This is a genomic window from Ruegeria sp. AD91A, assembly GCF_003443535.1.
In the GTDB taxonomy this organism is placed as follows: Bacteria; Pseudomonadota; Alphaproteobacteria; order Rhodobacterales; family Rhodobacteraceae; genus Ruegeria.
On sequence record NZ_CP031946.1, the window covers coordinates 307560 to 321394 of the forward strand.

General features: G+C 58.1%; 12 protein-coding genes and 2 tRNA genes. 3 read left to right on the top strand and 11 right to left on the bottom strand.

From position 1 onward, the window contains the following. Positions 1-3 precede the first annotated feature (3 nt). Both hisH and hisB read right to left on the bottom strand, forming a co-directional pair. The gene (gene hisH, locus D1823_RS01580; RefSeq protein WP_117868310.1) at positions 4-642 is read right to left on the bottom strand and encodes an imidazole glycerol phosphate synthase subunit HisH; all 639 of its coding nucleotides are present in this window, start codon (positions 640-642) and stop codon (positions 4-6) included. Continuing rightward, positions 643-1230 carry an imidazoleglycerol-phosphate dehydratase HisB gene (hisB, locus tag D1823_RS01585; protein ID WP_117868311.1) on the bottom strand — a complete coding sequence of 196 codons (588 nt, stop codon included), beginning with the start codon at positions 1228-1230 and terminating at the stop codon, positions 643-645. Positions 1231-1384: 154 nt separating this feature from the next. On the opposite strand from hisB, the gene D1823_RS01590 reads away from it, so the two are divergent. Further along, positions 1385-1624: an Lrp/AsnC family transcriptional regulator gene (locus tag D1823_RS01590; RefSeq protein WP_117868312.1), complete on the top strand. Its 240-nt coding sequence runs from the start codon at positions 1385-1387 to the stop codon at positions 1622-1624. Here D1823_RS01590 and D1823_RS01595 read toward each other — a convergent pair. The 3 genes from D1823_RS01595 to D1823_RS01605 form a co-directional block, all read right to left on the bottom strand. Then, positions 1621-2487 carry a GNAT family N-acetyltransferase gene (locus D1823_RS01595; RefSeq protein ID WP_117868313.1) on the bottom strand — a complete coding sequence of 289 codons (867 nt, stop codon included), beginning with the start codon at positions 2485-2487 and terminating at the stop codon, positions 1621-1623. The genes D1823_RS01590 and D1823_RS01595 overlap by 4 nt on opposite strands. Before the next feature lie 83 nt (positions 2488-2570). Continuing rightward, positions 2571-2645: transfer RNA gene (locus tag D1823_RS01600), tRNA-Gly, on the bottom strand. 33 nt (positions 2646-2678) lie between these two features. Then, positions 2679-2753, bottom strand: a tRNA-Gly gene (locus tag D1823_RS01605). 150 nt (positions 2754-2903) lie between these two features. Between D1823_RS01605 and D1823_RS21800 the strand changes: the two genes are divergently transcribed. Further along, positions 2904-3056: a hypothetical protein gene (locus tag D1823_RS21800; protein WP_162896733.1), complete on the top strand. Its 153-nt coding sequence runs from the start codon at positions 2904-2906 to the stop codon at positions 3054-3056. A gap of 15 nt (positions 3057-3071) precedes the next feature. On the opposite strand, the gene D1823_RS01615 is transcribed toward D1823_RS21800, so the two are convergent. The 4 genes from D1823_RS01615 to D1823_RS01630 all read right to left on the bottom strand — a co-directional run bounded on the left by D1823_RS01615 (position 3072) and on the right by D1823_RS01630 (position 10069). Continuing rightward, on the bottom strand, positions 3072-3455 hold the full coding sequence (locus D1823_RS01615; protein ID WP_117868315.1) for an MAPEG family protein: 384 nt from the start codon (positions 3453-3455) through the stop codon (positions 3072-3074). A 79-nt stretch (positions 3456-3534) separates the two neighbouring features. Continuing rightward, complete coding sequence (locus tag D1823_RS01620; RefSeq protein WP_117868316.1) at positions 3535-6972, bottom strand: pyruvate carboxylase; 3438 nt, start codon at positions 6970-6972, stop codon at positions 3535-3537. A gap of 160 nt (positions 6973-7132) precedes the next feature. Continuing rightward, positions 7133-8254, bottom strand: a complete 1122-nt coding sequence (locus D1823_RS01625; RefSeq protein WP_117868317.1) for an alpha-hydroxy acid oxidase — start codon at positions 8252-8254, stop codon at positions 7133-7135. A 39-nt stretch (positions 8255-8293) separates the two neighbouring features. Beyond that, positions 8294-10069, bottom strand: a complete 1776-nt coding sequence (locus tag D1823_RS01630) for a diguanylate cyclase (RefSeq protein WP_117868318.1) — start codon at positions 10067-10069, stop codon at positions 8294-8296. Positions 10070-10248: 179 nt separating this feature from the next. Between D1823_RS01630 and D1823_RS01635 the strand changes: the two genes are divergently transcribed. Then, positions 10249-12855, top strand: coding sequence for an ATP-dependent helicase (locus tag D1823_RS01635; RefSeq protein ID WP_117868319.1), 2607 nt, complete (start codon positions 10249-10251; stop codon positions 12853-12855). 4 nt (positions 12856-12859) lie between these two features. Here D1823_RS01635 and D1823_RS01640 read toward each other — a convergent pair whose 3' ends face one another. Next, complete coding sequence (locus D1823_RS01640) at positions 12860-13150, bottom strand: DUF1330 domain-containing protein (protein ID WP_117868320.1); 291 nt, start codon at positions 13148-13150, stop codon at positions 12860-12862. A 372-nt stretch (positions 13151-13522) separates the two neighbouring features. Continuing rightward, positions 13523-13747, bottom strand: a complete 225-nt coding sequence (locus D1823_RS01645) for a DUF1127 domain-containing protein (RefSeq protein ID WP_117872612.1) — start codon at positions 13745-13747, stop codon at positions 13523-13525. Between the last annotated feature and the right edge of the window lie 88 nt (positions 13748-13835).

Here is a 13835-nt window from a genome sequence, read left to right on the forward strand (position 1 = left end):
GCCTCAGGGTTTCCAGGTCAGGAAGTTGCCCAGCATGCGCAGGCCAACGTCCTGACTTTTCTCGGGGTGGAACTGCATTCCAACCATCGTGTCGCGGCCAATGACGGCCGTGACTTCCTGCCCGTAGTCCACATAGGCCAATCGCTGTGCCGGGTCGGATACGCGGAAGTGGTAAGAGTGGACGAAATAGGTGTGATCGCCGGATTTCACCCCGTTGAACACCGGGTGATCGCTGTCCAGAACAAGATCGTTCCAGCCCATATGCGGCACTTTCAGCGCTGTGTCTGACGGTTCGATCCTGACGACATCGCCGGAAATCCAGTCCAGACCATCCGTTTCGCTGTATTCATGGCCTTTGGTTGCCATCAACTGCATGCCCACACAGATGCCCAGAAACGGGCGGCCTTTCTGTTCGACCGCCTCGACCATCGCGTCATAAATACCCTTGTGACCACGCAGCTCGGCGGCGCATGCCGGAAACGCTCCGTCGCCGGGCAAGACCAAACGATCCGCGCGTGCCACAACATCCGCGTCCGAGGTGACGACAACCTCACCCGCGCCGACCTCTTGCGCCATGCGCTGAAACGCTTTTTCCGCCGAGTGCAGGTTGCCGCTTTCGTAGTCGATAATGGCGGTCAGCATTTACAACGCGCCTTTGGTCGACGGAATCGCGTCTGCCTTGCGCGGATCGGTTTCGACGGCGTCGCGCAGCGCGCGCGCAACGGCCTTGAATGCAGCCTCGGCGATGTGGTGGCTGTTGAAGCCGTGCAACTGGTCGATATGCAGCGTGATGCCGCCATGGGTGCTGAGAGCCTGAAAGAATTCACGCACAAGCTCTGTGTCAAACGCGCCGATTTTCTGTGTCGGCAGCTCCACATTCCAGATCAGGTAGGGGCGGCCCGACAGGTCCAGCGCACAGCGCACCTGAGCGTCATCCATCGGCAGGTGGCATTCGCCATACCGCCGAACACCTTTCTTGTCGCCCAGAGCTTTCGTCAGTGCCTGCCCCAGCGCGATGCCGGTATCTTCGACCGTGTGGTGGTCGTCGATGTGGTAATCGCCCTTGGCTCGGATCGTCATGTCGATCAGTGAATGACGTGCCAACTGGTCCAGCATGTGGTCAAAGAAGCCTACGCCGGTCTGGTTGTCATACTGGCCGGTGCCGTCCAGATTGACCTCGACCGAAATTTCGGTCTCGGCGGTCTGACGGCTGATCTTTGCGCTGCGCATGGGCGAATTCCTTTTGCTACAGGCGCGCTTATAGACGGGGTTGGTCCAGTTGATCCAGTGCCCGCGTCGCGATCGCTTCAAACTGTTGCAGGGGATTGCACCCAGGTCCGCGCCATGCCAGCCTGCCGGAAACTCGATTCAAAAGGCCCGGCTCATGTCCACCTGCGTTTTCATACAAATCCGTTGCAAACCCGGTACCACCTACAAGGTCGCCGAAGAGATTGCGTTACGCGAAATTCACTCGGAACTCTATTCCACCAGCGGTGAGTATGATCTGATGCTCAAGCTCTATATCCCCGAAACCGAGGATGTGGGCCATTTTATAAACGAGCACCTGCTGGTGATTCCAAACATTGAGCGGTCGCTGACCACGATGACGTTCAAGGCGTTCTAGCCCAACTCAAACGTCGTTACGCCAAAGATGCGAGTCAGGTCGATATCGGGTTCGTGATCGGAATACATTCGGGCCGTTTCGAACACCTTGTCCAGCCCAAGCTCGTCGGCCAGCGCAAAAGCAGCTGTGTTGGGCTGAGGCATATCGACGAAGACCTCATGTTCGCTGTGGTCTTCAGGAATTGCCTTCAAAAGTGCCCGCAGCAAAGCCTTCGCAATTTTGGACGTATCTGCGAACAGCGGGCCAACCTTATAGCCGGTTAGGCAGGGGCGCAGAGTCGCGTAGCCGCGGATTTTACCATTCTCAGTGTAGAGTTTCGAGACATGGCTAAAGGCACTCAACCAGCTTTCCAGAAACAGATCGCGCGGGGCAGGGAATAGCTTGCGGTCGTAAGCTTTCAGGTCATCAGATGCGCTGTTCAGATCGGTTATGTGGTCAATCGGCGCGGTGCCCAACTTCGCCAAAACCCGTGTCTTCGTCCCGGAAAAACGGTAGTTGTTGTAGGCGAAGGTGAAGCCGGATTTGCGATAGTTGTCCTGTTGTTCCACCACACCATCCAGACCCATATTCCGGCCGGTGCAATGCGCCAGCGCGTGTCCCGCAATCTCAAACCCGTGTCCGTGATGCCGGAAATCAGGTTTTACGATGTAGAAGCCAAGAAACGAAAACGCGTCGTTGTAATTAACTGCCGAAACCGAGGCGATCATCTCACCATCCAGGAACCCGCCCAGAAACCCTTCCGGGTCGGTCGGCCGAAAGCATTCGGCATCATGCACCCCCGGGTTCCATCCCTCACGCCCAGCCCAATCCACGGCGTGTTGGACTTCTTCGAAGGTCAGAGGGCGGATGATGTAATCAGACATGGGTAATGATCCTATAGTGCGCAATGCATCCAGAATGGCGCAACGCTCCACAAAGAACCAGCTTGTTTGGTGAGTTTGGTATCTGGAGCGGGCGAGGCGATTCGAACGCCCGACCCTAACCTTGGCAAGGTTATGCTCTACCCCTGAGCTACGCCCGCATCAGATACATATGTGGTCCAAAGACCTCTCAATGGAGCGGGCGAGGCGATTCGAACGCCCGACCCTAACCTTGGCAAGGTTATGCTCTACCCCTGAGCTACGCCCGCGCCGTTGAGTGAGGAGGGATGTATAAATTCCCACGCGGGGCTGCAAGCGGAAAAACACAAAAAAGAGGAAAAATCTTTCGACGGAACCCGGCTTCCGGTTCGTTCAATCTCAAACGCAGATCAAAAAAGGACATGGGTGGAAGGGCTTTCATGATATCCGTTGCAGACATGAAGATAATGGCGCTGGCCGCAATGATTTTGCTGGTCACCGCGATGCCAGAACCGGACAATCACGCACACAATCGGATCACGCCCGTTTTGTTGAAAGCGCCCTATGTGATGACGACGGATCTGACGGGATAGCATCCGCCAGCCAACCTATAGCGCCAGAATCAGGTTTGTGATGGCCGCAATCAGAATGGCCAGGAAAGTCAGGCTCATGCCAGCCTGCCGCAGGATGACGATCTGGGGCGTGCGCCCAAATCCGTATGCGTGCAAAAGACGCCCGGCCAGCAACATCAAGCCCAGTCCATGCAAAATCAACCCACCCGCGCCCTGCAACTCTACCATAGCAATCAGCAAAAGGGCGATTGGGGCGTATTCGGCGCAATTTGAATGTGTCCTTATCGCCTTGATCATCAATTTGCTGCCCCCATCCCCGACCGAGATTTTGTCGCTGCGGCGCTGCAGGATCACTTTGACGCTGAGTGCAACGTAAAGGATAGCAATCAGGGCCGCGTAGATCGGGGTGATAGCAAGCATGGTGTTTCTCCGGTTCAGTATAGAAAAAGGGCCGCGTGGTTTCCCGCGCGGCCCTTTGAACTGTAACCGGTTCGTCAGCTTATTCCAGCTCGACCAGAAGGTCCTTTGCGTCAATCTGGCCGCCGGGCTGCACATGAACGGCCTTGACGGTCGCATCGCGCTCGGCGTGGATTCCCGTTTCCATCTTCATCGCCTCGATGGTCAGCAACATGTCGCCTTCCTTGATCTGTTGACCCGCAGTCACGGCGACGGTGGCCACAACACCCGGCATCGGCGCGCCGATATGATCCGGGTTGCCAACCTCGGCCTTGGGGCGCGCTTGCGTGCTTGACGTAACCATCCGGTTCGGAACCCGGATCACGCGCGGCTGGCCGTTGAGTTCAAAGAACACTTTGACCTCGCCCTTTTCATCCGTTTCGCCAATGGCCTGACAGCGGATTTCCAGCGTCTTGCCGGGGTCGATTTCCGCCGTGATCTCTTCACCGGGCTCCATGCCGTAGAAGAAAGTGCGCGTAGGCAGGGTACGGACCGGGCCGTAAATCCGGTGACGTCCCATGTAGTCCAGGAACACCTTGGGATACATCAGGTATCCGTTCAGATCCTCGTCATCGACCTCTTTGCCTTCCAGTTGCTTGGACAGCTCTGCGCGGGTGGCCTCAAGATCAACCGCAGTCACGTCTTTGCCGGGGCGTTCGGTGTTGGGGGCTTCGTCCTTAAGCACCTTCTTGATGATGGTGTCCGGAAAACCGCCCGGAGGCTGACCCAGATTGCCGCGCATCATGTCCACGACCGAGTCTGGGAAGGCCACGTCGGTATCGGGGTCCTCGACCTGTTCGCGGGTCATGTTCTGGCTGACCATCATCAGCGCCATGTCGCCAACGACCTTGGAAGACGGCGTTACCTTCACGATGTCACCGAACATCTGGTTCACGTCAGCATACATCTGCGCCACTTCGTGCCAGCGCTCTTCCAGACCCAGGCTGCGCGCCTGTGCCTTGAGGTTGGTGAACTGACCGCCGGGCATCTCGTGCAGATAAACTTCCGAGGCCGGAGCCTGCAGGCTCGACTCGAACGCCGCATACTGGCCTCGGACGACCTCGAAGTAATCGCTGATTTCACGGATCGCCTTGATGTCCAGACCGGTGTCGCGGTCTGTGTGGCGCAGCGCTTCGACCACCGTACCCAGCGTCGCCTGGCTGGTGTTGCCCGAGAAGCTGTCCATCGCGCAGTCAACAGCATCCACGCCCGCCTCGGACGCGGCCAGAATGGTCGCGCTGGCAATACCGGCAGTGTCATGTGTGTGGAAGTGTATCGGCAGCCCGACCTCTTCTTTCAGCGCGCGGATCAGGATCTTGGCCGCGGCGGGTTTCAGCAGGCCCGCCATGTCTTTCAGGCCCAGAATATGCGCGCCGGCGTCGCGCAGCTCTTTCGCCATGCCGACATAGTATTTCAGGTCGTACTTGGCACGGTCCGGGTCAAGAATATCGCCAGTGTAACAGACGGTACCTTCACAAATCTTACCGGTTTCGACGACCGCATCCATCGCCACGCGCATGTTCTCGACCCAGTTCAGCGAGTCGAAGACACGGAACACGTCAATTCCTGTCGCCGCCTGACGCACGAACTCCTGCACCACGTTATCAGGGTAGTTCGTATACCCCACTCCGTTTGCGCCGCGTAGCAGCATCTGGGTCATCAGGTTCGGCATCGCCTCGCGCAGGTCGCGCAGGCGCTGCCATGGACATTCCTGCAAGAAGCGGTAGGCGACGTCGAAGGTCGCACCGCCCCAGCACTCGACCGAGAACAGCTGCGGCAGGTTCGCCGCATAGGTCGGGGCAACTTTGATCATGTCGATTGACCGCATCCGGGTCGCCAACAGAGACTGGTGCCCGTCGCGCATGGTGGTGTCGGTGATCAGCAGTTGGCGCTGCGCTTTCATCCAGTCTGCCACCGCCTGCGGGCCCTTCTGCTCCAGCAGGTTGCGCGTACCCATCTGCGGTTCGGCTTTCAGCGCGGGCGGCTTGGCCTCTTTCAGATCGGCGCGCGGTTCGGGGCGGTCCTTGGTCTCGGGATGTCCGTTCACCGTGATGTCGGCTATATAGGTCAAAACCTTGGTGCCCCGGTCGCGCCGCTTCTTGAAGGTGAACAGCTCGGGCGTGGTGTCGATGAACTTGGTGGTGTATTCGTTCGACAGGAAGGTCGGGTGCTTGAGCAGGTTGATGACGAAATCGATATTGGTGCTGACACCACGAATACGGAATTCTCGCAAGGCACGGTCCATCCGGCTGATCGCTTTTTCGGGCGTCGGGGCCCAAGCGGTAACCTTGGTCAGCAGCGAGTCATAATACCGGGTGATCACACCACCCGCATAGGCCGTCCCGCCATCCAGGCGAATACCCATACCGGTGGCCGAGCGATACGCGGTGATGCGGCCATAGTCGGGAATGAAGTTGTTCTGCGGATCTTCCGTCGTGATGCGGGTCTGCAGCGCGTGGCCGTTCAAATGCACGTCTGCCTGGCTTGCAGCGCCGGTCGCCTCTGCCAGAGGTTTGCCCTCGGCGATCAGGATCTGCGCCTGCACAATGTCAATGCCGGTGACCTCTTCGGTGACGGTGTGTTCCACCTGCACACGAGGGTTTACTTCGATGAAATAGAATTTGCCGGTTTCCATATCCATCAGGAACTCGACGGTTCCGGCACATTCATAGTTCACATGAGCGCAGATCTTGCGGCCCAGTTCGCAGATTTCGGCGCGCTGTTCGTCGCTCAGATACGGGGCAGGGGCGCGTTCAACGACCTTTTGGTTCCGGCGCTGGACCGAGCAGTCGCGTTCATAGAGGTGATAGATTTCACCGTGTTTGTCACCCAGGATTTGCACCTCGACATGGCGCGCTCGGATGATCATTTTCTCCAGATAGCCTTCGCCATTGCCGAAGGCGGCCTCTGCCTCGCGACGGCCTTCCAGGACTTTCTCTTCCAGTTCTTCTTCCGACTGGATCGGGCGCATGCCGCGTCCGCCGCCGCCCCAGGACGCCTTGAGCATCAGTGGGTAACCGATCTCGGCGGCCTCCTTGCGGATCGCGTCCATGTCATCGCCCAGAACTTCGGTGGCAGGAATGACCGGAACACCTGCTTCGATGGCTACGCGTCGCGCGCTGGCCTTGTCGCCGAGCGCGCGCATGGTGTCCGCCTTTGGACCAATGAAGGTGATACCGTTCTTGACGCAGGCATCGACGAAATCCGGGTTCTCGGACAGCAGGCCATAGCCCGGGTGGATCGCGTCGGCACCACATTGCTTGGCAACACGGATAATCTCGTCGATCGAAAGATACGCGGCGACCGGCCCCATGCCTTCACCGATCTGATACGCCTCGTCCGCCTTGAACCGGTGCAGGCCCAGTTTGTCTTCTTCAGCGTAAACGGCGACGGTTCGTTTTCCCATTTCGTTTGCTGCGCGCATGACGCGGATGGCAATCTCGCCGCGGTTGGCGATCAGGATCTTGTTGAAGTCTGTCATGATAGGTCCCGGACTTTCGTGTATAGGCGTCTTATTGGGCGGAGAATACGCACACGTATATCCGTTCTTCTGGGTAGAACCGGCATGTTAACGCTCGCAAACGCCCTTTGGTCGCAGTGCCTTTATACTTATGCCGCGCCGCAGCATCAAATATTAAACGTTAACTCTCAATCTGACACAGGCTTGCCAATCCCATCTGACCCATATTAGCGTGCAGATCCTGTCTTAGGATATCGATGACATGTGCGGGCCCTTGTGCGCCAAGTGCGGCGAGTCCATACAAAAAAGCACGCCCGAGCATGACGAAATCCGCGCCAAGTGACATTGCCCTCAAGATATCCAGGCCGCCTTCGACGCCACTGTCGAAGATCAGGGGCAGGCGGGTCGCATCCCGGATAGAGGGAAGAATCTCAATGCTGGCCGGGGCCGCGTCAAATTGACGACCGCCATGATTCGACACCCACAAGGCGTCGACACCAACCTGTTCTAACCTGCTCGTATCCTCCGGGCGCAGGACGCCTTTCAGGACAAGCGGCCCGTCCCAATGGTCGCGCAGCCATTTGACATACTCCAGGTCTGGCGATGTTCGAAGCAGGTATCCGACATGTGCAGTCGGGGGCAGATCTCCGGGGTTTTCAATATACTTGTCCAGCGTTCGCATGTGCGGCACACCGTTGCGCAGCATGCCCATCGCCCAGGCGGGTCTCTGGGCGATCTGCGCCAGCACGCGCGGGGTCAGCTTTGGCGGTTGCCGCAAGCCCGATCGTGTCTGCCTTTCCCTGCGCGATGCGACGGGAACATCCGCTGTGAGAACCAGGGTTTTGAACCCGGCCTTGCGGACCCGGTTCAGCAGGTCCTTTCGAATATCCGGATCTCGGGGCGGATAAAGTTGGAACCAGGCATTGTCCCCAAGATGCGGTGCCATGTCTTCGGGGCTTTGGCTGGCTACTGTCGACAGAGTGTAGGGAATACCCGCCTTTGCGGCCGCGCTGGCAAGCAGCTGTTCCGCGCGAGGCCAGACCAGCCCGGACATTCCGATCGGTGCGATCCCGAATGGCAACGGATACGGAGCCTCAAGAAACGTCTTTGACGTATCAAAGTCCAGCTCACCGTGCAGGATCGAGGGGCAGAGGCGCACGTCATCCAGGGCTTGGCGGTTCCGGTGCAGTGTCGTTTCCATCCCGGTTCCACTGTCGATATACTCCCACACAAAATGCGGCAGGCGACGGCGCGCACGGTGTTTCAGATCCGGTATGCCGGGATAGGTGCTGTGCAAGTCCATGCAGATTGATCCGACCTGCCAAGCGATTCGGCAAGTTTTTTAAGCTGCATCCTTAGATGGTTGCTGGCTTTCAGGTGACGTACGTTGGGCCTGGTTCTTGGTGCCACTTGAGACATGCACTTGGTTGCGGCCCTTGTCCTTGGCGACATAAAGCGCATCATCGGCCGCGCGCAGCAGGTCCTGCGGCATGGTGCCGTGGGCCGGGTAATGTGCGACCCCAAGCGATATCGTAATGCGCGGCAATGCCTTCTCACCATACCGTACGGATACAGCCTCGACCGCCTGGCGCAGCTGTTCGGCGCGGGTCATGGCATCTTCGGGGCTGTTGTCAGGCAGGATCAGCATAAACTCCTCACCACCGATGCGGCAGGCGACTTCGTCCCGGTCGCACCCTTGCTCCAAGGCGGCGCCGACTGCGCGCAATACCATGTCGCCAGCATCATGCCCGTGAGTATCGTTGAACTTCTTGAAGTGATCCACGTCCACTGCGATCAGGCTTAGTGCAGCGCCCGTCTGCTGGCTGCGGCTGATGGACTTGCGCAGCATCTCGGTCATATGGCGGCGATTGAACAGCCCGGTCAGCGGGTCTCGTACCGATTGGTCATGAAGTTGATCCCGCATCCGGACATTGGCGATCGCCATACTGATCTGTTCGGCGCACAATTGGGCCAACTTGCGGCTCTTGTTGAAGCAGTCTTCGCGCCCCTCAAGTGCCCGCAGATGCAAGAGGCCAACGGTTTCGCCATGGGCCAGAATGGGAAAGCAGAAATAGGGCCGACCGTCATGCGGTTCGGCGTGTTCGCAGACAAAATCAATCTCGGATGCGCCGAACTCATAGGTCCGGCCGCGCCGCAAGCCCCAGCATCCTTCGGGATGAATGTGAGATTTATGAGTTCCACCGTTCCAGCTTGCGCAGCCATCCAGCACGTCGCGTGAGTTGGAGTAGACATACACACTGCCTTCGGCCTCTGGCAGGATATGGGTCATGAAGCGAGACACCATGTCGAACAGTTCATCCAGCGACCGGCTTGATTGCAGCCATTCGTTCAATTCACCCAGCAGGCGGACCTCGCGGGCAAGGCGCATCTGTTCGTCCATCAGTTCCCGCTCTTTTATGGCCCGTTTGCGTAGATCGCGAACCTGTCGACGATTGGTGCGATGAACAATCAGGATAACTGTCGTCAGCGCCAGCAGGGCTATCCCGCTGAGCAGCGCCAGGGACAGGCGAACGCGGGTGATGAACAGGTTCCGCAGGTCCGTAATGTCAGAATAGAACTCGATGGCGCCCAGGAACGTCGCATCTTTGATGATCGGCGTGTAGACCTCGGCCACATGGCGGCTGCTCAGTTCCGTATCCCGGGAATCGCCGACAACAAAGGAATCAACTTCGGCAATCGGCTTCTCTTCGTGTTTGTAATAAAGACCCCCGGCGGCAACGATCGACTGGAAATAGGATTTCGTATTCACGAACCCGACGTCGCTTGCACGGGTCGACCAGAACACTTGCCCCGAAGCATCAAACAGCTTGAAGCGGTAAATGTCCGTGGTTTCGGGCAGTAGCTCCAAAAACTCCTGGTCATGCTCGGTCAATGCGTGAAAACGGAATGTCTGGCCAAGATCGTTCAGATGGCTTTCGATCTGGCGGCTCATCCGCATCGCGTTTTTTCGCAGGTCTGCTTCCAGCATGCGATCAACCACTGGCGCCGGGGCGGCATAGATCCCCCAGCCCGCTGCTGTTGTCAGCGCGAGCAACATCAGGGCCACGCCCATCATTTTAAGCCTCGAGGACTGACCTGTCAGTTCCGCCTGTTTCATATGTCCGCTCCCACAACACTCTGACAAGCATCTCAGTCAGGATTTGACAGAGAGTTAACAGGGGCGCAGGGCGGTGGCGTCTTTGTTTAGAATTGAATGTAAAAAGAAGTGTGAAAAGTCTGCGAACAAGCCGTGAACAAACCCTTTCCCTTCGCGCTTTTCCAGCGTAGTTTGGGGCCATGAGCAGTTTTGACGAAATGGGCGCCTTCGAGGGCGCATCGCTGTCGGCGCGGGCAATGGCTGCGCGCCCTTCGCCCTATCTGGATGAGCTGAACCCGGCACAGCGCGATGCGGTCGAGCGGCTGGACGGTCCGGTTCTGATGCTGGCCGGGGCTGGCACCGGCAAGACCAAGGCGCTGACGGCCCGGATCGCACATCTTCTCAACACTGCGCGCGCGCGTCCGAATGAGATTCTGTCGGTCACATTCACCAACAAGGCCGCGCGCGAGATGAAAGAACGGGTTGGCCGCCTGCTGGGACAGCCCGCCGAGGGGATGCCATGGCTGGGTACGTTTCATTCGATCTGCGTCAAACTGCTGCGCCGCCATGCGGAACTGGTCGATCTTAAATCGAACTTCACCATTCTGGATAAGGACGACCAGATTCGCCTGCTCAAGCAATTGGTGCAGGCCGCCAATATCGACGACAAGCGCTGGCCCGCGCGGATGCTGGCCGGCATCATCGACGACTGGAAGAACCGCGCTCTGACACCTGACAAGGTGCCCACTGCCGATGCCGGGGCCTACAATAACAAGGGCGTCGAGCTTTACGCTCAATACCAGACCCGCTTGCGCGAACTGAATGCGGTGGATTTCGGCGATCTGCTTCTGCACATGGTTACGATCTTCCAGACCCATCAGGATGTTCTGGAGCAATACCAACGCTGGTTCCGTTATATCCTCGTGGATGAGTATCAGGACACCAACGTCGCCCAATATCTGTGGCTGCGCCTGCTGGCCGGGGGGCACAAGAACATCTGTTGCGTCGGCGATGACGATCAGTCGATCTATGGCTGGCGCGGGGCCGAGGTGGGCAACATCCTGCGCTTCGAAAAGGACTTTCCCGGCGCGTATGTAGTGCGACTGGAACAGAACTATCGCTCGACCCCGCATATTCTGGCGGCTGCGTCGAACGTCATTCGGGGCAATGAAAGCCGCTTGGGCAAGGAGCTTTGGACAGCTGCTGAAAACGGTGAAAAGGTCTGCCTTATCGGTCATTGGGACGGTGAGGAAGAGGCCCGCTGGATTGGAGAGCAGATCGAAGACCTTGTTAATGGAAATTCTCCCATCGCTAAACGCAGGCAAAACTCTCGATCCGATCAGATGATGAGTGAAGTAGAGCGTCTCGACGAACTGGGTGCCCTAAAGGGGCTCAATAGTAGAGAGCAAGTACTGGAAAAGCTGAAGAAGCACGAAAGTTTTTTGGCGGAAGCAGGCAGGGAAAGTCTCATTTGGGAATTAACAATGAGGCAACAAGAAGGGCGTTCTTTGGAAGCGGCCTTCCCAAGATTTTATCTCGATGAAATCGCCATCCTTGTCCGCGCCAGCCACCAGATGCGCGCCTTCGAAGACAGGTTTCTGACCATTGGTTTGCCCTACAAGGTGATCGGAGGCCCGCGATTCTACGAGCGGATGGAGATCCGCGATGCCATGGCCTATTTCCGGCTGGTGGTCAGCCCCGAGGATGATCTGGCCTTCGAGCGGATCGTGAACACCCCCAAGCGCGGCCTTGGCGACAAGGCGCAGCAAACCATCCAGATGACCGCGCGCGAAAATGGGGTGTCACTGGTCGACGGGGCTCGGATTGCCGTCGATAACGGGTTGATCAAGGGCAAGGGCGGCAAGGCGCTGCGCGAACTGATCGACGGTCTGGCGCGTTGGAATGCGATGACGCGTGGACCACGGATTGAAGTGGACGACGAGTCCGTGATCGATGACGTTTCACCCATGCGGTTCGGTGCGCCCGAACACACGCATATCGAGCTGGCGCAGATCATCCTCGACGAATCCGGTTATACGGCCCATTGGCTGAACGACAAGACGCCCGAAGCGCCGGGGCGCCTTGAAAACCTAAAGGAACTGGTCAATCAGCTGGACAATTTCGAGAACCTGCAAGGGTTTCTGGAGCATGTCAGTCTGGTGATGGACAACGAGCAGGACAGCGACGGGGCCAAGGTCTCGATCATGACCCTTCACGCGGCCAAGGGGCTGGAGTTTCCCGCCGTTTTCCTGCCGGGATGGGAGGACGGGTTGTTCCCCTCGCAACGGTCAATGGACGAATCCGGCCTCAAGGGGCTCGAGGAGGAACGTCGCCTGGCCTATGTTGGCATCACCCGTGCCGAGGAGGTGTGCACGATTTCTTTTGCCGCCAACCGGCGGGTGTTCGGGCAGTGGCAGAACTCCATGCCATCCCGGTTCATCGACGAATTGCCGGAAGATCACGTTGAGGTGCTGACTCCTCCGGGTCTTTATGGTGGCGGTCAGCACACTGCGGGCATTGAAACGCGTGCGGTCGAAGCCAATGTCTACAACTCGCCGGGCTGGAGGCGGTTGCAGGCGCGGCAGGGGCAGCATGGCATGTCGCAACCCAAAGAAAGCCGGAACACGGTCATCGACGCCACCGCAGTGGCCAGTTTCACACTGGGCGAACGGGTGTTCCACCAGAAATTCGGCTATGGTGCGGTGATCGGGATCGAGGGTGACAAGGTCGAGGTCGACTTCGACAAGGCCGGCACCAAGAAAGTGGTCTCGCGTTTTCTGAGCAACAAGGATGACGTCCCGTTCTGAGGCGTCATATCCCTTCGACCAGAATCAGATTGGTTGCGGCGGTGGCCTGCCGGATCTTCGCCAGTTCGATGTACTCCGGGTCGTCTTTCCAGGCTTTCGCCGCCGCAAGGTCCGGAAACTCCATCAATACAATCCCGCCGTCGGGCCAAACGCCTTCGATCCGTTCGACCGGTTTGGATGAGATTGTCAGCAAGCGGCCTCTGTGGTGGTCGAAAATCGGCATGAAGCCAGCCAGATAATCCTGATGCCCGTCCGGGTCGTGGATGTCGATCTGCGTGATGAAATAGGCTGCCATAACGTCCTTCGGATCAGAAATCAGGACGCTGTTTTACACCCCTGCTCGAAAAATAAAAAAACGGCGGTTCCCAGGGAGGAGGAGGGGAACCGCCGTCTTGTCAACATCAGAGCAGGGAGGAGGAGAGCCCCGATGTATTCGAGCCCGGGTTTGAGCCCGGTATGAGGAAGACGCGGCGACGTCAGGGAGGAGGAAGACGTCGCCGCGCGCTTTCAACATCGAGGCAGGGAGGAGGAGAGCCCCGATGTATCAGGATCCGGCGGGTTGGGGCCGGTATAGGGTGCGGCAACGTCAGGGAGGAGGAAAGACGTTGCCGCTGATTACAGACCCTAAGGGAGGAGTAAGGGCCTGATCTCAGTATTCGTGGCGCGCTTATTGCGCGATGTGATCGTTGGCGGCCTGCATGGCCACCCGGCGGATCATGGACCGATGCAGGCCCAGATCGGCCAGTTCACGATCCGACAGCCCTGCCAGTTCATTGACGGTCTGGCGATACATACGATAGCGGGCAAAGCGCGTCTTAGCGTTCTCCACCAGGGCTGCGATTCCGAACGCCGGTGCACTCTTGGGTGCTGTATGTGTGCTTGCGACTGCCATGCTCATCATCCGTGTCTATTTGCTTTGCCGATAACGTTCGGCCCTTGCTTGAGATTGAAAATAGGCAAATGCTGCAATTGCACAATAG